Source organism: Roseivirga sp. YIW32 (genome assembly GCF_057219245.1).
On record NZ_JBXVVG010000001.1, the window covers coordinates 758,389 to 779,961 of the forward strand.

20 protein-coding genes and 1 tRNA gene are annotated in these 21,573 nt (G+C 45.0%); 9 read left to right on the forward strand and 12 right to left on the reverse strand.

Annotated elements, in window-relative coordinates; translation table 11 throughout:
• Window positions 1-20 precede the first annotated feature (20 nt).
• On the forward strand, window positions 21-3,140 hold the full coding sequence (locus tag AC2D6U_RS03730; protein WP_484719601.1) for a UvrD-helicase domain-containing protein: 3,120 nt from the start codon (window positions 21-23) through the stop codon (window positions 3,138-3,140).
• Entirely contained in the window at window positions 3,137-5,965 is a 2,829-nt protein-coding gene (locus AC2D6U_RS03735; protein WP_484719602.1) for a PD-(D/E)XK nuclease family protein, read from the forward strand. The genes AC2D6U_RS03730 and AC2D6U_RS03735 overlap by 4 nt, the downstream gene beginning before the upstream one ends.
• Window positions 5,966-5,972: 7 nt before the next feature.
• Here AC2D6U_RS03735 and AC2D6U_RS03740 read toward each other — a convergent pair whose 3' ends face one another.
• From AC2D6U_RS03740 to AC2D6U_RS03750, 3 genes are read right to left on the reverse strand one after another with little or no spacing between them, the layout of a single operon-like run.
• Entirely contained in the window at window positions 5,973-6,902 is a 930-nt protein-coding gene (locus AC2D6U_RS03740) for a tetratricopeptide repeat protein (protein ID WP_484719603.1), read from the reverse strand.
• Window positions 6,903-6,909: 7 nt separating this feature from the next.
• Window positions 6,910-8,550 (reverse strand): hypothetical protein, encoded by a 1,641-nt coding sequence (locus AC2D6U_RS03745; RefSeq protein WP_484719604.1) that lies wholly within the window; start codon window positions 8,548-8,550, stop codon window positions 6,910-6,912.
• A gap of 60 nt (window positions 8,551-8,610) precedes the next feature.
• Window positions 8,611-9,357, reverse strand: a complete 747-nt coding sequence (locus AC2D6U_RS03750; RefSeq protein WP_484719605.1) for a sulfite exporter TauE/SafE family protein — start codon at window positions 9,355-9,357, stop codon at window positions 8,611-8,613.
• A gap of 136 nt (window positions 9,358-9,493) precedes the next feature.
• Between AC2D6U_RS03750 and AC2D6U_RS03755 the strand changes: the two genes are divergently transcribed.
• The 3 genes from AC2D6U_RS03755 (at window position 9,494) to AC2D6U_RS03765 (ending at window position 10,290) form a co-directional block, all read left to right on the forward strand.
• Window positions 9,494-9,682 carry a hypothetical protein gene (locus tag AC2D6U_RS03755; protein ID WP_484719606.1) on the forward strand — a complete coding sequence of 63 codons (189 nt, stop codon included), beginning with the start codon at window positions 9,494-9,496 and terminating at the stop codon, window positions 9,680-9,682.
• Window positions 9,683-9,786: 104 nt separating this feature from the next.
• On the forward strand, window positions 9,787-9,990 hold the full coding sequence (locus AC2D6U_RS03760; protein WP_484719607.1) for a hypothetical protein: 204 nt from the start codon (window positions 9,787-9,789) through the stop codon (window positions 9,988-9,990).
• Window positions 9,991-9,993: 3 nt separating this feature from the next.
• Complete coding sequence (locus tag AC2D6U_RS03765; protein ID WP_484719608.1) at window positions 9,994-10,290, forward strand: hypothetical protein; 297 nt, start codon at window positions 9,994-9,996, stop codon at window positions 10,288-10,290.
• A 313-nt stretch (window positions 10,291-10,603) separates the two neighbouring features.
• Here AC2D6U_RS03765 and AC2D6U_RS03770 read toward each other — a convergent pair whose 3' ends face one another.
• Both AC2D6U_RS03770 and AC2D6U_RS03775 read right to left on the reverse strand, forming a co-directional pair.
• Window positions 10,604-10,852 carry a GIY-YIG nuclease family protein gene (locus tag AC2D6U_RS03770; protein WP_484719609.1) on the reverse strand — a complete coding sequence of 83 codons (249 nt, stop codon included), beginning with the start codon at window positions 10,850-10,852 and terminating at the stop codon, window positions 10,604-10,606.
• Window positions 10,853-10,902: 50 nt separating this feature from the next.
• Window positions 10,903-10,976, reverse strand: a tRNA-Asp gene (locus tag AC2D6U_RS03775).
• Window positions 10,977-11,164: 188 nt separating this feature from the next.
• Here AC2D6U_RS03775 and AC2D6U_RS03780 point away from each other — a divergent pair.
• Window positions 11,165-11,713: a hypothetical protein gene (locus AC2D6U_RS03780; RefSeq protein WP_484719610.1), complete on the forward strand. Its 549-nt coding sequence runs from the start codon at window positions 11,165-11,167 to the stop codon at window positions 11,711-11,713.
• On the opposite strand, the gene AC2D6U_RS03785 is transcribed toward AC2D6U_RS03780, so the two are convergent.
• From AC2D6U_RS03785 to AC2D6U_RS03795, 3 genes are all read right to left on the reverse strand, one after another.
• On the reverse strand, window positions 11,714-11,926 hold the full coding sequence (locus AC2D6U_RS03785; protein ID WP_484719611.1) for a hypothetical protein: 213 nt from the start codon (window positions 11,924-11,926) through the stop codon (window positions 11,714-11,716).
• Between the two features lie 38 nt (window positions 11,927-11,964).
• A complete protein-coding gene (locus AC2D6U_RS03790; protein WP_484719612.1) occupies window positions 11,965-12,573 on the reverse strand; it encodes a DUF6134 family protein in 609 nt (202 codons plus the stop codon).
• Window positions 12,574-12,808: 235 nt separating this feature from the next.
• Window positions 12,809-13,267, reverse strand: coding sequence for a CBS domain-containing protein (locus AC2D6U_RS03795; RefSeq protein ID WP_484719613.1), 459 nt, complete (start codon window positions 13,265-13,267; stop codon window positions 12,809-12,811).
• 496 nt (window positions 13,268-13,763) lie between these two features.
• On the opposite strand from AC2D6U_RS03795, the gene AC2D6U_RS03800 reads away from it, so the two are divergent.
• Window positions 13,764-14,909, forward strand: coding sequence for a serine hydrolase domain-containing protein (locus AC2D6U_RS03800; RefSeq protein WP_484719614.1), 1,146 nt, complete (start codon window positions 13,764-13,766; stop codon window positions 14,907-14,909).
• Between the two features lie 47 nt (window positions 14,910-14,956).
• On the opposite strand, the gene AC2D6U_RS03805 is transcribed toward AC2D6U_RS03800, so the two are convergent.
• Both AC2D6U_RS03805 and AC2D6U_RS03810 read right to left on the reverse strand, forming a co-directional pair.
• Window positions 14,957-15,160, reverse strand: a complete 204-nt coding sequence (locus tag AC2D6U_RS03805; protein ID WP_484719615.1) for a DUF3820 family protein — start codon at window positions 15,158-15,160, stop codon at window positions 14,957-14,959.
• A 35-nt stretch (window positions 15,161-15,195) separates the two neighbouring features.
• The gene (locus AC2D6U_RS03810; protein ID WP_484719616.1) at window positions 15,196-15,789 is read right to left on the reverse strand and encodes a YiaD family glycine zipper/OmpA-like lipoprotein; all 594 of its coding nucleotides are present in this window, start codon (window positions 15,787-15,789) and stop codon (window positions 15,196-15,198) included.
• A gap of 136 nt (window positions 15,790-15,925) precedes the next feature.
• Here AC2D6U_RS03810 and AC2D6U_RS03815 point away from each other — a divergent pair, with 136 nt between their 5' ends.
• Together AC2D6U_RS03815 and AC2D6U_RS03820 are read left to right on the forward strand one after the other, a co-directional pair.
• The gene (locus tag AC2D6U_RS03815) at window positions 15,926-16,597 is read left to right on the forward strand and encodes a flavin reductase family protein (RefSeq protein WP_484719617.1); all 672 of its coding nucleotides are present in this window, start codon (window positions 15,926-15,928) and stop codon (window positions 16,595-16,597) included.
• A gap of 10 nt (window positions 16,598-16,607) precedes the next feature.
• Window positions 16,608-17,078, forward strand: coding sequence for an ankyrin repeat domain-containing protein (locus AC2D6U_RS03820; protein ID WP_484719618.1), 471 nt, complete (start codon window positions 16,608-16,610; stop codon window positions 17,076-17,078).
• On the opposite strand, the gene AC2D6U_RS03825 is transcribed toward AC2D6U_RS03820, so the two are convergent.
• Both AC2D6U_RS03825 and AC2D6U_RS03830 read right to left on the reverse strand, forming a co-directional pair.
• Entirely contained in the window at window positions 17,075-18,391 is a 1,317-nt protein-coding gene (locus tag AC2D6U_RS03825) for a TolC family protein (RefSeq protein WP_484719619.1), read from the reverse strand. The genes AC2D6U_RS03820 and AC2D6U_RS03825 overlap by 4 nt on opposite strands.
• Complete coding sequence (locus tag AC2D6U_RS03830) at window positions 18,384-21,572, reverse strand: efflux RND transporter permease subunit (protein WP_484719620.1); 3,189 nt, start codon at window positions 21,570-21,572, stop codon at window positions 18,384-18,386. The genes AC2D6U_RS03825 and AC2D6U_RS03830 overlap by 8 nt, the downstream gene beginning before the upstream one ends.
• Window position 21,573 lies beyond the last annotated feature (1 nt).

A 21,573-nucleotide genomic window follows, 5' to 3' on the forward strand; every position in this document is an offset into this window, starting at 1 on the left:
TTCACTGAATCACATACCCATTGGCACTTACGGTTTACAAAGCTTCCGCCGGATCCGGCAAAACGTTCACCTTGGCAAAGGAATTCATAAAGCTCCTGATCAAGCAGCCTCAGGATTACAAACATATCCTCGCGATCACCTTCACTAAAAAGGCAACCGAGGAAATGAAAACACGCATCCTTGAAAATCTTCAAGAGTTGGCGCGAGGAGAAGAAACCGTGATGTTGCAGGCGCTGCTCAATGAACTCGGTAGTGAATTTGACGCACAGAAAGTAAAGCGAAGAGCGGATGAAGCTTATGAGTTGATCATCCACAACTACAGCCGCTTTGAGGTGTCAACCATCGATAGTTTCTTCTCTCGGGTGCTGAAATCATTTGCCCGAGAACTTGACTTGCCATTGAGTTATGAGGTGGAAATGAATCAGGATTTGGTACTGAATGAGAGCTTGGAGAATCTTTACCGCTCACTGGATGAAAAACCGGAACTTCTGAGGTGGCTCTCTCAATTCGCCAAATCAAAGATCGATCAAGACAGAACCTGGAATCTAGATGATGACATCAAAAAATTGGGAAAGCGGCTCTTCTCAGAGGATTTTCAGGAAAACTTTGAGAAAGCAAAGATCTCCTTATCATCATTAGAAAAGGTGATCGACGACCTGAATAAGGAGATCAAAGTATTTGAGAATACCGCCAAGCGTTTTGCTGAAAGGGCTTTTAAGGTCTTAGAAGATAATGGATTGGTTCAGGCAGACTTTAACTACGGTAGTAATGGAGCATTTTCCACTTTCAATGCAATAGAAAAGGGTGATTATGACATCACTACTAAAAAACGTTTCATGCAATCCCTCGAGGGGTCAATGCAATGGGGGGCTAAGAAAAGCCCACATTACGACAAAGCGTGCGAGGTAGGAGAAGCATATTTGGCTGAAATCGGAAGTGCAACCTTGAATTACATAACCCATCAACTGCCGGATTACTTGACCGCTTCGGCGATTGTCAAGAACATCTACACTTTTGGCTTGCTCGAAGCACTATATCAAGAAGTGAAAGCCTATCGTGATGAGCACAACATCTTGATGATCTCAGATACCAATAAGATCCTTAAAGATGTCTTGGAGGTCGCTGATGCTCCCATCATGTTCGAGAAACTTGGAAGTACCTACAAACACATCATGGTAGATGAGTTTCAGGATACGTCCAGTTTTCAGTGGATCAATCTATTCCCCTTGATCGAAAATGCGCTTTCGCAAGGACATGAAGTGTTGATCGTGGGCGATGTAAAGCAATCCATCTATCGTTTCAGGGGCGGAAACATGAAATTGCTTCTCTATCAGATCAGACAAGACCTGAAGGGCTTTTATTCGGAAGAAACGGATAAACATCTTGAGAGCAATTATCGCAGCCTGAACAAGGTGGTGGAGTTTAACAACGCTTTGTTCGACAGATTACCACAAACGCTCAATGGGTTGGACCTGCTTGAAGAGAGCAGCCTCTTTCAATTGGCTTTTGAGGGACATCAGCAAAAAGTAGAGCATGCAGCAGGCGGATTAGTGGAAGCGACCTTCTATCATGATGAGCAATCTTGGAAAACGCAGGCCATCGATCACCTGATCAACCAGATCAGATCGAATGAGCAGCAAGGGTATGGCTTTGGCGACATGCTCATCCTTGTCGATCGAAATAAGGAGATCCCTGACATCGTCATGCGCTTTATGGAGGAGAATATACCCTTCGTCAACGGGGAATCTTTGCGGTTGACACAAAGTGAATTGGTCGTTTTCCTGATCGAGTTGTTGCATTTTCTCCGATCGGAAAAAGATGAGGTCGTGCAACTTAATCTCATTGTCCTTTACCAACGATTGACAAATAGGACTGCCCAAACGGCTTATTTGCGCACAAAAGGAGATCGCTTGACCTTAAAGGAATCGGGTTTTCCTGAAGCTTTTTTAAAGGAGTATCAAAACCTCAAGCAGCTGTCTTTGGTGGATCTGTTGCATCAGCTGTTGCTCCTTTTCGACCTGAAAGACAAGGCGGACATCTACCTGCAGCAGTTCATGGATATTGTGTTGGAGCAAAGCCAACGCGGTCATCATTCCATCACTACCTTTTTGGATTGGTGGGAAAAAGAAGGTGCTGATGAAACCATCAATACGGCAGAGATCAGCAATGCGATTCGAATCCTGACAATTCACAAAGCCAAAGGACTCGAAGCTCCCATTGTCTTTATTCCTTTCGCGAGTTGGAGCTTTTCACCGAATGCACGACTACATCAATTCTGGACAAATCAACTCCCTGACACCTACAAGCAGCTGTCTTATATCCCATTGGACTTTAGTCGGAGTAAGCTTCAGGGCTCATTTTTTGAAAAGGCACTCAGGCAAGAAGCGGAGGAACATGCCTTGGATATTTTGAATAAGACCTATGTGGCCTTCACGAGACCACGGGAGAAATTGTATTTGTCGGCACCTCAAAAACAACGGAATAAAGGAATACACGAACAGTTGCATGCCGTTTTTTCTGATATGGAAATGAAAGAAGCGGTGGAAGAGGGGTTTACCGTTTTTACACTGGGGGAGGAGCACCACAAGTACAGCAAAAAGGAGAGGAAGGAGCAGATCAAGTCATTAAGGGTCTATCCAAGATCAAGATTCCTTGATCGACTAAGTATTCGAAACGATTCGGAGCGCTTTTTCATGCTCCAGGATACGGATCAGGCCAAGGCCATCACACTAGGCAATCAAGTACATGATGTGCTTGCCGATGTGGGTGTCAAAGAAGATCTACCCATGGTGATGAGGAAAAAGCTACAAGCTGGTGAGATCTCAGGTACAGATCTGCAAAATGTACAGTCGCAGATCGAAAAGCTCTTGACCAGCGAGGACGTGAACGAATGGTTCTCCGATGACTACGAGGTGTATAACGAGCGTGTGCTGCATTACAACGGTCAGGAACTGAAGCCAGACCGAATGCTCATCAAGGGTAAAACAGCAATTGTGGTAGATTATAAGACGGGTGAAGAGAGCGGCAAGCACATTGCCCAGGTACAACAATACATGGCCGCCATCCTAGCAATGGGGTATCAGCCAAAAGGCTATTTGCTTTACTTCAATCCCATCAAGGTAAAGGAGGTGCGTTTATGAGGAGCTTTCATCAGCAGTTGGTAGAACATGTGTCTCAAACGGTCGAGCTGTCAGCACTTAAAGACCATTGCTTTGTCTTTCCTACGAAAAGGGGCGGCTTATTCTTCAAGCGAGCCTTGATCGAAAAGTTCGACAAGCAAGACTTTATGCTGCCGGTACTGTACAGCATTGAAGAGTTTGTGGAGTCATTGACTGGAATGTCCATTACTGACGAGTTGACCTTGCTTTTTGAACTCTACAAGATCTACCAACTGGAAGAAAAGGACCTTCAGTTTGATGATTTCTATGCCTGGGGAAAGATCATTCTCAAAGATTATGATGAACTCGATCGGTACATGGCTGATGCCCGCAAGATCTACCGGTCCTTGCAGGACATCAAAGAGATCGATCATCTTTTTGGCCAGTCGGAAGAGTTTAGAGAGATCGTAGAACGTTATCGCACACTAACCGAGCGACAAGCCAAGACAGAGCTTTTGACCAAGTTCAAGCGCATCTGGGAGAATGTTGGTAAAGTCTACGAGGTGTATCAGGAGCAGCTGGTGAAGCAAGAAAAGGCCTATGGCGGCATGCTGTATAGAAATCTAGCGAATATCCTCACGCAGGAGTCGTTGGACCACCGTTTTGTTCAGTATCATTTCTGTGGATTCAATGCGTTGTCAACCTCTGAAGAACTCATCTTCGACGCCTTGCACAAGGGAGGAAAAGCACAACTCTATTGGGACGTGGATGCCTACTACCTCAATGACCCAAAGGAAGAGGCAGGTGGATTTATGCGAGAATACCTATCGAAATGGTCCGATAGTGTGGTCTTCGATGCACAGAGTTTAGCCACAGAAAAGCAGGTTGTTCTTCATGCTGTTCCACAAAGCATAGGACAAGTGCATCTGGCTGCAGAGCAGGTCAGTCAGTTGTTATTGGAGGGTGTTAGGCCCGAAAAAACAGCCATCGTATTGGCCGATGAAAAACTCCTCGTTCCGTTGCTCTATGCTCTACCTATGGAGGAGCATAAGGTCAATGTGACTATGGGATATCCGCTGAAAGCTACGGTGGTCTTCGACTTCTTACTCAGCTTTTTGGACATCATGCTCAAGTCAAGAGAAGAGCAAGGCGAAAGACTCATCCATTTATACGACCTCAAACCATTCCTTTCCAATGCCTATGCAGCCATTTTTCAAGAGGGCTTGTATGACGAGCTAACACAGTGGGCAGTAGAAGAGAAGAGGACCAAGATCTTGGCTTCTGAGCTCAACGAGATGCTCAATTCAGAAGAGTTAAAGCGTCTATTTGAAACCAAGGCCGATTGGGGCTCCATTTATACCGGAGTCAAAGCCTATTTGACTGCCTTGTTCTATCGATTCAAGGAAGAGGATAGAGGTCAAACTGACAGAGAATTCATCTACTTCCTACTGAAGTCCCTCAATCAGTTCAATGATTATTTGTCCGATAAAGGAGGTCTGAGCTTAAAGCTGATTAAGAAGATCTTGCAAGAACATTTCCGTTCGGTGAAGGTACCTTTTGAAGGTGAGCCTGTGCAAGGTGTTCAAGTGATGGGTTTTCTTGAAACCAGGACACTCGATTTTGAGCATGTGGTCGTGGTATCAGCGAATGAGGGAAAGATTCCAGCCGGTAGAAATTTGAATTCTTATATTCCGTTTGGGCTGAGAAGACTCTTCCAATTGCCAACCTTTGAGGAACAGGATGCCATCTACGCCTACCACTTCAAGCGCTTGATCCAGCGGGCCGAGAATGTTCATTTTATCTATGACAGCAGCACCTCCGGCGATTCGACGGGTGAAAAGAGCCGTTTCATTTTGCAACAGTTGAAACTCTACAAGGAACTACCCAATATTCAAGTAGAAGAATTGAAGTACGATGGTCAAGTAGATAAGTTGCCCCAACCTGTGGAGGTCACTATTGAGAAGAGTGCGGAGGTGTTGACCTTGCTGAAACGTTTTACTGTTGAAGGGGATAAAGCCTATTTATCACCCACGTCGCTATCAACCTATATCAACTGTCCATTACAGTTCTATTTACAGCACGTAGCACGTTTTAGGGAGGTTGAGGCCATAGAGGAAGATATCGATGCGCGGAATTTGGGGAATGTGGTCCACCTGGTATTGGAGCTGTTGTACAAGGAGTATGAAGGGCAGACGGTAACGGCTGAAGAGATCAAAGCACTTTCAAAAAGGATTGAGAAGCTGTTAGACGAAGCCCTGAGACAAGAAAAGATCGTACAGCGCCAGCAGAAATTGAGTGGTAAGGATCATGTGACCAAAAAAGTGATGCAGCAAGTCATTCAGAAAGTATTGAACCTGGACGCACAGGATGCACCGTTCGAGGTGGTGGGATTAGAGCAAAAAGGGTTTGAGCATTTGGTTGCTGTATCGGGAGGTTTGAAAGCCAAAGTAAGTGGTACCATTGACCGAATGGATAGAAAGCATGGCATATTGAGAATTACCGACTATAAGACCGGGAAGGCCGACTTTGTCAGTGCCAGAAACAAAGAACTAGATGAGATCCTAGACGAGTATTTCACCAACCCGAAAGTGAAATCCGGCTTTCAAGCCTATCTCTATGCGGTATTGACACAGCCTCATTTCCATGAGTCCACCCAAGTGGGCATTACGGTATTGAAGAAACTAGGGGACGGGACTCAATGGTTAAATGGCGGCAAAGCTTTAGGAGATCTTGAACTGAACGGTTTTGCACAACGGCTTGATGCGATGGTCAAAGAGATCTTTGATCCATCGGTTCCATTTCAGCAGACCGATGATCCTGAGCGTTGTCAGTATTGTGCCTTCAAGAAGATATGCAGAAGGGAATGATCCGTGGTTACTCCATTCTTGCCATGTCAGCCTCCGCCCCAATAAAGCCGAATGAAGCCCAACCATCATGAGAAAGGATCTCGGTAAAGATCTCTTTTGCCCTTTCCACATTGCCTTCGGCGAGGTGCCAGCTGCCCAAGCCATAGTTGATGGCATCATTGGCACTTAATGCGCCATCGGCTGCTGCTGTTAATTCCGCTTCTGATAGTTCTCCTTTGTAGAATAAGCACAAATTGTGGTAAGCAAAATTCTCGATGATGTCCATGTCTTTGTTTATGGATTCAAGGACTTCTTGGGCCGCTTCATCATTGCCTAATCGTCGATTGATCATGTATAGCCAATGGGAATTGGATACGATATTATCATCCATGCGTGAGGCATTCAATGACTTGGTGTAAGCATCCAAAGCAGCTTTATAATCGCCCTTTAAGTAATGCGATAAACCCAAATGATAGAAAATGTTACCATCTAAGGTGCTCACAGGAATATTCCGTGCATTTGGCATTCCATCGGGCTCAATTTCATTTTCCTTCCCCTCTCTTAGCTGAGCGGCTTTTTCAAAGTCGGCAATCGCCTTATCGAATTGTCGAGTGGAAATGTATCGATGGCCTCTATGCCTGTATAGTCTTGCGTCTTCAGGAAATTCTTCAATGCCCATGGTGTAGAAGTCGATGGCTTCTTGGTAGGCGCCTGAATAGGCAATGTAACGACCGAACCAGATCAAATTCTCGATATCGGGATCGCTCTTATAGGCTGTTTTCTTTTCCTCGAGCTGCGCTAAAACAGCTTCACTAGGTTTACTTGCATACAAGGTGTCTCCCAGTAGCGAGATGGCCTCGAATCCAACTTCTGCCTGCATTGTTGACTCCTTTGCGCTTTCCTGACATGCCATAAAAAGTAATAGGGGCAGTGCGATAAAAAATGTATAGTTCTTCATAGTTTTTTTATTTCATCATGTTCAAATGGTCAGCATTGCCGGTCATTTCCCACTGGCTCAGTGCAATCGGAATATTGCCAATGCTATTCAATTGGTCGAAGTAATCTTTTAACTCAAAAGGTTCATCATTCAATTCCTTGATCCTGGCATATTCAGCCATGATCACCTCCATCAGGTATTTACCGGTTACGTAGCTCGTGCCATAACCCGGCTGTCTCAGATACAGGTGTTGTTCAAAGATCAATAACTCTTTTTCAGTTTTCATCCAGCCCCTTGGGGTGTATTCGGAGTGAATGCCTCCGGCTTCCTCCATCGTCATTTCATTGGCATGGGCATAAAGCGAACCTAGGCCTCTGGCTGCACGCTGTGCGATGAGGATATAGACCATCTCACGCACCCTAGGTGATTCGTCGTACATGCCGGCATCCATGAACATTTCTTCGACAGCGGTTGCCATGCCTTCGTTGCGCGAGTCGAAGATGTTATATAACACAGCATTTCTTCTGATCGGGCTCGGGTTGGGCTCGTTGACCATTCTCGCCAGTTCGAACCAATGATAGAAGTGAGAGTAGAGTGGGCGAGGATCGTAGTGCATGGTGATGTAGAAGAAGTTTCGAGTCTTCTTGGGCACGAAGGAGCCTAAATGCTCTCGAAGAGCCGGTTCAAAATAGTCTTTCACCGTCAGGATGTCTTCCTCTTCCAGAAAATCCATGAATTGTCTAGCCGCCTTTTGTGCCAAGCGATCGTATGCCTCCGGAGAATCCGCTTCTTCCAATTCAGGCAAGTCACGATTCCGGTGCTCTTCCAATTTGAGTGCTGACCAGGCCCTGGCCAATTCTCTTTTCAAGATCATGACCTCATCTTCCCAGGTCAGCGGTACCAAACGTACATTTTGGGTGTACCAGGTGTAATTCTCTTTACCGATACCTGAAGGCCCTGTTTTCTCACTGGATTTTTCCTCCAGCCATTCCACAAAATCAACTGTTGACTCTTTGGCCTTTTCGATCGCGGTGATCACTTCCTCATCACTGGCCAATCCGGGCAATGATTTCATATTTTCTAATACACTGGCTTGCGTCTTGATGTCACGTATCCCGGCGATCCAGAGGTCTCTGGCATTCCCGGTAAGATTCACTTTGGCTTGACTATTTAAGGAAGGGATAGAAGCCAATTCGGTAAGCATTTTATTGCGAGCCTCTGCATTCAACGGAAATTCATAGGTCCAGAGCTCTAAGGTGCCATGATGGGTTGGTCCTTCATGCGCCGGGACATCACTTTGGGAGGTCCATACGGACTTATAAAAAGCTGGATCGCGTTCCCAAGGTTTTAGTACGCGATAATTGAAGTCAAACCCATTCATCTCCGCCCAAGTGATCATCCAATCTACGCGTTGTGGAATGGGCCAGTTGGTGGTATCTATTGAAGCGAGCTCTGCTTGAAGTCCTTTAACGGCTGTGTACCTTGTCTTCATGCTTTGTGCACGGTAGTCAGGCGCGCCATTGTACAAGGTGGGTTTTTCCACATTACGCCATGTTTCAAATAGCGAAACAAGGTCTTCATAATCATTGCTGGTATAGCTTTGCGGAGCTGTGTTCTGCTCGCAAGAAAGGATCAGGACGAGACAAAAGAGTGTGAAAAATTTTCTCATAGTTGAAGATTTAGTGAAAACTACCGAATGAAAGCTTTGAAACAAAATCATTTTTTTTGACTAGTCAGTCAGGAAGATCAACAATGCCCCAACAGCAGTAGCGAATAGAATAAAGCATCTGAATAGGCGGTCATTGACCTTTTTCAATAAACGGACTCCAATGAAAAGGCCGATGAAGATGGCAGGCGTAAAGGAAAAGCTCACCGCAGCGGTTTGCCAGTTGATGGTTTCCCAACTCCAAATATGAAAGGGTACTTTGAATAAATTGATGAGTAGAAAGAGCCAGGCAGTAGTGCCAATGAAGGCGTTTTTCGGTAACTGCATGGCCAAGAAATAAAGATTGGCAAAAGAGCCAGCCAAATTACCGATCATGGTGGTAAAGCCTGCCGTAAAGCCCATGGCTCCTGCAAAACCAAGATTGTCAGGAACTGAAGTCGACTTACGTCGATCCCACCAGAACATCATGAGTACAGAAAGAAGGATGATACCCGCCATTGCTTTTCTAAACAGGGACTCCGGGATCTGATCACCTAACCAGGTGGCCACTAAAACACCAATGACCATGGGCGGAAGCAGCTTGAACAAGAAGCGCCATTGCGCATGGCGGTTGTAATAGATCACAGCAAACACATCACCTACGATGAGCATGGGTAACAATACGCCAGTAGAGGCCTTGGCTCCGAAAACAGGGACCAATAGGGCAACAATGCCGATGCTAATCCCTTTGATGCCAGACTTAGAGAGCCCTAGCAAAAAGGCAGCAAGGCTGACGATCGCCACATCTAAATAGCTGAGTTCGCTGAACACAAGGGCAAGTTAGTCGAATTATGTCAAGATCGATTTGATGCACTTCCGAACAATTTGAGTTTTCGACTGTTTTTTATGGGTCGATTGTGGTGAATGATTTTTTAAGAAGAGTATCGACGATGAATTTTTTGAACGAATGATGAAAATTGAACAAAGCCAAGTAAACCCAGCAGTGAACGCCTTTTCAGTGGATAAGGTCGCGCAAGCAAAAGAAAATCAAGCAACAAAAGAAACAAGGACTTCTGATCATGAAGAATGGTACGATGAAGACTATCGTTTGCTTGCGATGAAAACCCTGCAGTTCGAGAGCACTTTCTCGGAATAACTTTCCCGATTTGGGAATAGAGGGCTGTTAAAACCCTTTCAAAAGCCCTAGAATGGCTCTTGGAACGGTATTTGGTCTAAACCTGGCAAACAAATTCGTATGCCATGAAAAACGTAGATCGAATAACAATTTTGCCACGTGTCGGATTATACATCAATTCCGAGGGCCAATTGATTGAACCGACACAAGGGCTGGAAATTACCGGACTGCAATCGGGTCATTTGCCTGATGAATCATTTCTTCACAATGGCCAATGGGAAGACGAAGATTTTACGCGTTTGGACGGCCCATCTACTTTAAATCATTAGGCCATGAAGCAGGACATGGATTTAAAGCAAGTCATTGACCAAAAAGCGGTGGCTTCTCCAGCGTTTTCCTATCAGGAGGCTCGAGAGGACATTCGGATTTCCTTTAAAAGAGGAGGTGTGAAGATCAGTTATCTGGTAGAGGCCGAGGCAATTTGTCAGTATGATATGAGCAAAAAGGATTGGGGGATGTTTTACAAGGTGACCAGCATGGATAACCTGGACTTCTTTGTTCCTGTAGAAGAATTTAAGACCTGGCTCAAGAAACAGGTGAGTAGTGAAGCCACCTTTCAATTGGTATGATGGTGCGTTTGCCCCTGCGCTGGCCCAAGCGTCTCAACTAGTCCAAGCGTCTCGCTTGGACTTCATGCAAAGTAGTATCTTTTTTAAGTGTGAATGTTTAATGGTAATTGCCGCATGTGTTACAATTGAGCTAACTTGGTTTAATTCAAATGGAAGTCTTAGCGAGACGCTAAGACTAGAATGGGGGTGGGCTCGTCAAGGCCCGCGACCACATCGCTTTAAACTAAAAAAACCTCAGATTACTCTGAGGTTTCTAAGCGGAATGGACGGGACTCGAACCCGCGACCTTCCCGAGTTACTCGGGACAGGCATTCTAACCAGCTTCACTAATTAGTTTTTTTATAAAAGCCGCACTCTTTTGTGCTTTTACGAAATTTTCTCGCTGTATAGCTTCTTTCTTAGTGTCAAAGCTTTCTGTGTAAACGAGTTGCCAAGGTTTTTTTCTCGAGGTATAGCCTGACTTTGCTGTATTGTGTTTAATAAGACGTTTTTGTGGATCGGATGAATAGCCTACATAGAAGGAATTGTCCTTTTCACTTTGAAGAATGTAGAGATAAAACATAATGTGTGTGTTTTAAACAAAAAAAGCCCGATCATATGACCAGGCTTTTGCGGAACGGACGGGACTCGAACCCGCGACCTCCTGCGTGACAGGCAGGCATTCTAACCAGCTGAACTACCGCTCCGTTTAAGGTGATGCAAAAGTAGTGTCTTCCTTTTGATTTGCAAACATCACAATGAAAAAATCTTTAGACTTTTTTTGAGACGATTGATCCTAAACTAGGTGAATTGCCTAGCCATTGGTTTCGGTGTGCTACCTAGAGTTTCTGTGGCTTTTCTGTAGACCTTTATGATACACTGAAACAACACCGCCATGAAAAATAAGTCCAACCCTAATCAGGTGTATCCTGTGCCACAGCTCGCATTGGACGTACACCAATCCTTACCACCAAGTGGTCAGCAAGCCTACATGTACATCAACAAGACTACTCAAGAAGAGCCTGAAAAGGACACTGTCTTGAGTCGCCATGAACTCATTAACCGCATTTCGCAATTCGATGCAGAAGACACTGTAATCGAATTAGCCGAGTTGCTTAAAGATGTTGAACGTGTAGCGCACAAGAAGATCAGACTTGCTACCTACAACTCACAGTTTGATATCATTGCCGATGAAGAATTGATGGTTGAGGTACTGAAATATGTATTTGCACAAATTCCTAGCGCTATGAAGCCAGAGCTTCGATTTACGGTTGGTTTTGGAATGGGAAGCGTGCAGATCCAATTCAACGACGATTTGACCAACCATGCATCAGCTCTTGAATTGGTCGCGCTATTCATGAAAAAGGAGCGAGGTTACGTCTGGATGGTCGGCAAGACCCTGCAGTTGGTCTTCCAAGTACATAACAAACTGATGGCAGCTTGATCAGCGCAACTCTTTGTCTTCGTACCAATCACTAAAGGTCTTAGTGGTCTTGTAATTATCTGTTAAAATTCGGTAGACCATATAGATCAGTAATCCTTGGGCGACAAGGAAAGCCAAGTAAATAAATCCGAAAGCGATCTCCGTTGTGCTGAGCAAGGTGTAAAAAACAACGAATATGGTGGCAAAGTAGACGGTGAATTTTAAGGACTTCATAAAAGATAGACCAAATTGACCGCATATTGTTTTGACGATCAGCGGGTTTTCTTATTCGCTGTTCTTTTCAGGGTAATGGTGTACAAGGAATGCTCAATTTCTACTTGTTGCAAAACTTGGTCTTCATAGCGATGACTTTCTTTTTTACCATCGTGCACAAAAAAGTAGCGGTCATCGGCATCCTTCTCGATGGTCAAATATTCTCCTGAGGCAAGGGCAATGGCATGTTTGATCTGCTTGGGTTCCTCAAAGTAAAACAGATCAGCCCCTAGCAGTTCCTGATAGTTAAGTTCCGAGCGGTCTCCGTCTACGGTTAAACTGTAGGTGTCCTCCTTTTGATAGAGGCTCACTTTTGAATGCACGTGGCCATTCTGTTTTGAGACCGCCGTTGATTCTACGAGGATGCCATTTTGGTAGATCGACTCGATCTCTATATCAACCGTTAGTTTGAAAAGGAGATGGGCTTCAATGTGGGTGGTCGACAGAATACTCGTTTTATTGTCGCTGACCTCTTTTTGCACGATCATTTGACCGACTTTTTTTCCACTCAAGAAAGCATCATAAACCAATGTTTGCGCTTGCGCAGAAGAGAAAGCGAAGAGTAACAAGATGAAGAGGAATTTCTTTCCAAAGGAGAAGTTAAGCATAGTGAATGAGTTGTATAATTACAAAAGAGGTCATCAAAGCTGCTCAATACAAGCAAAGGGCTATATTTTTGTTTAGCGTAAGAAGAGTGTCTATTCCATTCACAATCAAGAGATCAGAAAACTAGTCAAGTGTGCCCGTTCATACCACTACCTAATAATGACGTGCTAACAACGAACAGGTCTCGTGCAATAAGGATTCAGCTGCTGTGGCTTGGAATTCGTGATGTACGGGCTTTTACCAAGTAGAGGACTTTAAGTCCCGCGTTGCCTTAAGAATATCGCGCCTGCTGACTTGTCCGCAAAGTTTTCCATTTTGACCTACTACTGGAAAACGTCGAAAATGCGTGTTGAGGAATTTGGATGCCACATCAAGTACATCAGCGGTTATCGGAACAGAGGAGATTTTCTCACTCATGTATTGCGAAACAGTGATCTTCCCATGGGGTAGGTTGTGATAGGCTTCGTCTACCATAATCTTTAGGCAGTCAATTTCTGACAAGATGCCTACAATGCGATCGTTTTCGTCAACAACAGGTGCTCCTGAAATACGGAGTTCAAGAAATGTATCCATTGCTTCCGCAATGCTCTGGTCAGGATGAAACGTCACCACTTCTTTGGTCATATAATCGGTAACCGGTCGGTAGCTGTTGACGGTCTTTTCTTTTTCAGGCATGGGTACTCCAGTAAAATTCATCTCTTCCTTGGTTTAATGTTAAATACAGATAGATAAAATACTGATTTATTTCATATATACAAAATTATTTATTTTCTAACTAGCAATTTATTAGTGTAAAGTTTCGTATAAAATGTTATATAAAAAATAAACTATTGTATGGAAGTGATCGTTGGTCTGAAAAACCTTTAGTTGGGATTACTTCTAAATACAATGCGAATTCTCAAGAACAATGAGTAGGGCTGAACAGAATTATGTGCCTGTAGAATTTCAAGGCCATGACAATGTTTCTTGAACAGGAGAGTAGAAATAGACATTCTTAACAATTTATGTAAACCCTGTTTTACTTTATGAGTGAGGATATTACCTTTGTCTCAAGAGATTATGATAAGAAGACATGTTCGCATGTTTTTGATTAGGTGAAAAGGAGGTGTCATGGCCTCCTTTTCTATTCCACTCATCAAAGGATTCTTGCCAATTCCTTTTCCTAGCTTTACTTCGTAAAAAAATCAATGCCATGCGAGCTATTTTACTTTCGTTTTTATTCATTCTAACAATTTCTGTTGTTCATGCACAGCAATACTTTCCGCCGAGAGGGACTTGGGAGTCACGTGTAGCGGAAGAATTAGGACTAAATGCTGAGCAGTTAGCTGCCGCTGTAGCCTATGCCGAAGCCAATGAATACAGTGGGTCAAGAGACCTTCGAATTGCCATTTTGGAGGGATTCAGGAGGGAACCTTTTCATGAAATCTTGGGCCCAACAAAAAAGCGAGGAGGGCCCGCCGGTGTCATCATTAAAGATGGTTATATCGTGGCACAGTGGGGCGACGTAGATCGCGTGGACATGACCTTTAGCGTCACAAAGAGTTATTTGTCCACGGTGGCCGGTTTGGCCGTAGACCAAGGGCTGATCGCCTCTACTCAAGATAAGGTGGATCGCTACGTGTGGGATGGAACATTTGAAGGCGAGCACAATGCAAAGATCACATGGCATCAATTATTGAATCAATCTTCTGCCTGGTCAGGAACACTCTTTGGCATCAAAGACTGGGGAGATCGTCCACCACGAGACGGTGGGATCGACGACTGGAAATTTGCCCAACCCAATGAGCCGGGGACCGTGATGGAATACAATGATGTTAGGGTCAATGTCTTGGCCTATTCACTGCTACAGGTCTGGAGAAAACCATTGCCTCAAGTATTGAAAGAACATATCATGGATCCGATCGGCGCATCCACTACTTGGCGCTGGTTCGGCTACAAGGATGCCTGGGTCACGGTAGATGGCCAACAAATGAAATCAGTGACAGGAGGCGGACACTCTGGTGGTGGCGTTTTCATCAACACCTTGGATCATGCGCGCTTTGGCTTACTTTTCTTGAATGATGGTCAGTGGAATGGTAAACAAATGATCTCAAAAAATTGGGTGGATGCCGTTCAAGTCTCCTCAGAGGCGAACCCAAGTTATGGGTACATGTGGTGGCTGAACAAAGGAAATCGGAAATGGGCAGACGTCGATGACGAGAGCATTTACTACGCTGCCGGTTTTGGTGGCAATTTCATTGTGGTTGACAAAACAAACAACATGGTGGTGGTGACCAGATGGCTAGAACCCAACCGCATTGGAGAGTTCATGAAGAGAGTACAGGCTGCGGTCAAGTAGCACTGTTCATGTTGACTAGAAGAAATAAATGGCGGTTAGTTCAAGGGCTAATGTCGCATTCGTTTGATCCGATAAAGGAGTTCTTCTAGTCCATTGATCTTGATCTCATACAAGGTTTGAAGCTGATGCCCTAATTTTCCTTGTGGAAATCCTTTTCGGGCAAACCACTCGAGATAAGCAACTGGTAGGCTCATCAACGGCTGACCTTTGTGTTTGCCAAAGGGCATCGTATTTCGAACGATATCGAGCAAAACCTGCTAGTCGGGTAGCTGCGCTGGCTCCATGATTAATTCAATTGGCCGGCTTTTGCCTTTCTGATCATTTCTGCATTGGCATAAATGGCAATTTCCACACGTCTATTGGCCTGCCTTCCCTCAGCACTCCCATTGTCACCTACGGGCTTTTCTTCCCCATAGCCTGCCGTTTCCATGCGCTTTTCTTTGATGTTATTGGCTGTTAAAAAACTCTTGACTGAGCTAGATCTTCGATCTGATAACCACTTGTTGTATTTATCTTCTCCCGTACTGTCCGTATGTCCTTCAATGAGGATGTTGGTATCCGGGTATTTTGCTAAAACACTGGCCAGATCGACTAAATTTTGTTTCGACGTTTCGCGCAAGTAGCTCGAATTGGTATCGAACAGTAGGCCGGTTTCAAATGTGACTTTAATGCCTTCGCCAATTCGTTCGACCTTAGCGTTCAATAATTTCGCCAGCTCCTCCGCTTGCTTGTCCATGTTTTGACCGATGCGTTCGCCAGCATCGCCACCAATGGTGCTGTCATCTAAAATTTCTTTGGTGTGGATGTGTCCTGTATGTGCGGCCTTGCAACCTGCTAAGAAAACGAGGGCAAGGAAAAGTAAGGTGAAGGGCTTTGTCATTTGCATAACCAAAAATAGGATTTGCCGCTTTAATTCGAAGCGATTTAGCTCATAAAACTTACCAGAATGAAATAGAAAGAGAGCAAATGATCGATTTTTACCCGACCGTGAAAAACAATGGCAAATCGAACGAACAATGTCAAAAGCAGTGGGTTTTTCAAGTATGGAGATGACAAGAGCATATTTGGACAGCATGGGCAAGATTGAGCGATTGAATCTGATCAACTCCATCACAGGAATCAAGCCTGCCAATCTGGTTGGGACTCGCTCGCCCAAGGGCATGGAGAATCTGGCGATCTTTACATCTGCCATTCATATAGGCAGTAATCCACCATTGATCGGAATCTTACTCAGGCCAACAGGCGATGTTCCTCGACACACCTATGAGAACATTGAAGCCAATGGTTGCTATACATTGAATTCCTTGCCTGCGTCGCACACACAAGAGGGGCACTATACGGCAGCTAAATTTGATGCGGATGAATCTGAATTTGCTGCTTGCGGCTTTACGCCCAGGTATCAAACAGACTTTCCGGCGCCTTTTGTGAAGGAAAGTGCCATCCAGATCGGTTTAAGGAAGGTTGATGAACAACTGATCGAATTGAACCAAACACGTCTGATCATTGGTGAGGTCGTCCATCTGCACATCGATGATAAGATCCTGACCAGCGAAGGATATTTGAATTTGGAAAAGGCGGATGTAGCCGGGATCTCTGGATTGAATTCCTATTATCGATTAAAAAAAGAAGCGGATTATCCTTACCCTAGAAAAGAGGAATGGATGAAATCGCTTCCAACTAAAGACTAAGAACAAAGGCATGATAGATCAATTAATGAATTTCATAAGAACGGGAAACGAAGCTGAAGTAGAGCAATTGTTGACCAAAGATCAATCGCTTGTCAATCAAGCCGATGCCAGAAAATTTACCCCTTTGATCATGGCGACCTATATGGGTAATCATGGGATAGCCGAATCGCTGCTTGCTGCAGGAGCTAATTTGGAAGCGAGAGATGCAAAAGGCAATACTGCCTTGATGGGCGTCGCCTTTAAGGGGGATGAATCCATGTGTAGGTTGTTGATCAATAAAGGGGCAATGCTCGACAAACAGAATTATGAAGGGGCGACTGCATTGACGTATGCCATTGATTATGGCCACTTATCCATCGTCAGCTTATTGATAGAAAAAGGCGCTGCGCTGAATACCAAGGATGCGAAAGGGAAAACTCCCCAAGACCATGCCCGAGAAAGCGGAAATCAAGAAGTCATTGACCTGTTGGCTTCTGTTTAAAATTCTGCTTCTGTGATCTTTCCTGCGAGTTGAAAAAGGAGCAATTCGGCTCTTTTCGCATCAAATTTCGCTTGTGTCAAGCCCACTTCAGCCAATAAGAGGTTTCGTTGCGCATTTCTGAAATCAATGGACGTGAGTTGCCCAAGCTTGTATTGTTCCACGCTGCGCTCAAAGTTCATCTTATTGGTTTCTAAATTGCTTTCTTGCGCCCTTACCACAAACAATTTGTTTTGGTAATCGCCCCAGGCATTCTCAAACTGCACTTGAAGATTGGTTTCCAACTGATCTAAGGTCACCGTACTGATGTTTTCATTGATCCGAGCTACCTGTGCATTGGTTCGCGTTGTTCCACCATCAAAAATATTCCAGCCGACGCTAGCGCCGTAGGTGAAGCCTGAGGAAGTACTGGTTGCCAGGAAAGACGCCCTGTTGTTATTGCCTAAGCGGTAATTCCAACCTCCATTCAGACTCACCGTAGGGTAGTAGTTTGATTGTGCTACGCGCGTCGCTGCCTTGTTCACATTGATATCCGATCTTCCGATCAACAGTTGCACGTTTTCCAATTGCATGTTCTCAAAAAAGGACTCCTTTTCAACAATATTGCTGAAGGTAACGGTCGTGTCGATCTCAAAGTTCACGTTGGCATCACGTCCTAGGATGAAATTCAGGTCACGTTTCGTGTTGGCCAGCACCTGCTTGGCATTGAGTAGGTTGATGCTATCCGTATTGACATCCACTTGGGCATTGGAGACGTCCAATCGTGAACTCCGGCCGTAATCATAGCCATATTCCGCCCGTATTAAGCGTTCTTTTGAAATGCGTAAGGTCTCTTCCAGATTGGAGACATTTTGCTGTGATTGCGCTACTTGGTAGTAGGTGCTGAACAAGGTTAAAATGGTGTTTTCTAGCGTCGCCCTAAGGTTCAATTGGCCTCGATTCAATAGTTCACGGTTGCGATCCATGTTGTATTTTCTATTGAAGCCATTGAAGAGTACGTAATTCAAGGCCAATCCCGCCGTGCGACTATTCGATTCCGCCCCAGTCAATTCCGTTTGTCGTCCATCCTGAAATTGGGCCGAAATGTTATCGCTATTGAAATTGATGCCGGCATTGCCCGAAAGCGTTGGTAAATAACCCGAATTAAAGAGTTGCGTATTGGTTTCAGCCACCTTCAGTGATTCTTTACCCAGCAAGACGTCAAAGTTGTTTTCCATGACGATTCGAAGCGCATCAGATTTACCCAGCTGTTCCTGTGAGTGGCCCAGCTGAAAAACGAATAGGATAGCTAATGCGAAAAAATAACGCTTATTCATGTGTCTCAGCATTTAATTCTATGTAGGCGCGTTCAACTTGTTCTCTCTTGACTCGCTCCCCAGTGATCAACCATTTGGTACTCACCTTGAAGGAATTGGCAATGGACAAGTACACCGGCAAAATAACCAAGGTCAAAACCGTTGCAACACCGATGCCATAAGCAATGGAGATGGCTATCGGAATTAGGAATTGCGCTTGCCTACTTGTTTCAAAGATCAAAGGAGCCAATCCGGCTATGGTGGTTAAGGAGGTCAAAAAGATCGCACGAAAACGTGATTTTGAGGCTTCGTACAAGGCTTTGTCATAGGCCATGCCTTCTTTGAGGTAATTGTTGAACTTACCAATCAAAACCAGTCCATCATTCACCATAATTCCTACCAAGGCAATGATGCCTAACCACGACAGCAGGTTGATCGGGAAGCCATGGATCCAGTGTCCCCAGGCGACTCCTATCAAACTCAATGGGATCAACAAGAGGAGTAGGAGTGGTTGTCCGTAAGACCTGAACGTAAAGGCAATGGTCATATAGATCAAGAAAATTATGATCGGTATGATCGTTGTTGCGGAGTCGGTCAATTTATTCTGTTCTCGTTTCTGTCCGTCATAAACGGCCTGCACCGATGGGTATTTGGATTGTATTTCGGGCATCACTTCGGTACGGATCTGATTCAGAATATCGGGTGCACTTTCGGAAGGACTCGAAAGGTCAGCTGTGATCTGCACCTCGCGTCTCCCATCCAAGTGATTGATGGCAATTTCTCCTCTTTCAATGGAATAGGTAGCGATCTCTGCAAATGGGACCAAGGAACCATCAGGAGCATTGACCTTCATTTCGTCTAGGTCGTTGATGCTTGACCGATTGTCCGCATCATACCGAACCCACACCCTGATCTCATCCTGTCCTCGCTGGAATCGCTGTGCCTGAAATCCGAAGAATCCATAACGCACTTGGCTCATCACATCTTGCGTATTCAGCCCCAGTAAGTAGGCCTTATCTTTTAATTGAATGTTGATCTCTTTGATTCCTTGAGGGTCGTTATCGGTAATGTCTTTTAAGGCAGCGTTGTTCTCTAGGGTTTCTTTGAGCTCTGCTTTCGCTGCTTTGAGCTCTGCGATGTTGCTGCCTAAGAGGGAGATAGAGATCGGACTGCCCCCAAAGTTACGCCCACCGCCATAGGTAAGGGCTTCAACACCGTAAACTGGCCCCATCAGCTGACGGATGGCATTGCCGATCTCGTCTGAATTGAAGTCACGGAGCTCTCCTGGTAATAAATTGATGCTCAAGTTGCCGTTGGCCGTTCCAGGCCCTAATGTTTTGATCACATTCTGGATGACCTGACGATTTCCAGTTTGCTTGGCAGTAAACTCTTCATTCACAATCCAAGCCTTCTCTTCGATCACCGTGAGAATGGAATCTGTAATGGTGACGCTGGTGCCTTCCGGCATCTTTAAGCTGATGGACACCTGATCACTCGCTAATTGAGGGAAGAAGGTTACGCGAATAACGCCGCCACCAATAGCCCCAACGGTTAGAATGAGTAGTGTAAAGGCGATGGATAAGGTTAGGAAGCGGTTCTTCAAGGCAAAACGCAAAGATTTTGCGTAGAGTTTGTCTCGAAGAAAATTGATGATCGCATCACCGATCTTATTGATCTGTCGCAACTTACTGAAGACCCTTGAAAAGGTTGTCTTCTTCTCTTCAGGATTCTCTCGGAGCAAGGCTTTAGAATGCGCAATGTGAGCAGGCAAAATGATCAACGCCTCGATCAGTGAGATCGATAGGGTAAGGATCACCACCACTGAAACTTCACCAAAGAAATCGCCAATTCGCCCATCCAAGAACAAGAACGTTCCAAAGGCCAAAAGCGTGGTAAGGATGGCCGATACGATCGGAGGGATCATTTCCATGGTGCCATCGATAGCGGCTTGTACTCGTCCTTTGCCTTTTTCGTAGTGGTGGTAAATGTTCTCCGCGATCACAATACCATCATCTACCAGGATACCGATCACGATGATCATGGCAAAAAGCGACAATACGTTGATGGTCACATCAAGGCCCGGCGCGAAGATGAACATTCCAAGAAAGGCGATCGGTAGTCCAATCGCCACCCAAAAGGCCAGGCGGGTATTCAAAAACAATGACAAAAAGATTAGCACAAGCCCCATTCCGACTAAGGCGTTTTCTGCTAACAATTTTGTTCGTTGGGTCAAGGTGATCGAAGCATCACTGATCACATCCAGTCGGACATTGGTGTAGCGTTGATTGAATTCTTCAATGTAGGCCTTCACGCTCTCAGCACTTGAGATCAGGTCTTCGTCATTGGTGTTGCTGATGCTGATGTTTACGGCCTGTTCTCCATTGAAAAAACGGGCATTTGGGCTTTCCGAAAAACGGTCGCGCACTTCTGCCACATCTTTTAACCGAATGACACTTCCGGATGGATCTGCTCGTACAATGAGATAATCCAATTCTTTTGCCACATACGAGCGGCTATTTGCTCTGATTAGGTACTCCTCTATATTGGTTTTGATGTTTCCACCTGTCACCAAGATATTCTCTCGGCTCACGGCTTGGGCCACATCGGTAAAGGATAGGTTATAAGCCAACAGGTCTTTTTCTCTAACCGCAATCTCGATCTCTTCTGCGGGAAAGCCGGAGACGGCAACCTGTGAGATGCCGTCAATGCCTCGTAAGTCATTTTCAATCTCGCGAGAGATCTCTTTTAATGTTTTTAATGGAATATCCTCTCCACTGAGCGAAAAGGAGATGGTAGGACGAACGCTTTCTTGTTTGTTGACCACAAGGGGTTCCATTCCGGTTGGATAGGAGGGCACGCGATCTACGGCGTTCTTAACCTCTTGAAGCATCAAGTCAATGTCCTGACCTTTCTCGATTTCTACCGTGATGGTTCCGGAGTTTTCATTACTCACGGACGTGACACGGTCAATTCCGATCACTCCTTTCAGGTTGTCTTCAATTTTTAACACCACCCCTTCTTCAATTTCGAGAGGAGAGGCCCCCGGATAGGCGATGGAAATGTTGATGATCTTCGATTCATTCAGCGGAAAGAATGAAGACTTCATTTTAAAGATACCCAGTGTACCAAAGATCACGATGGCAGCCATCAATACGTTGACGGCAACCGGATATTTGATAAAGTAAGCGATAATGTTCCTCATG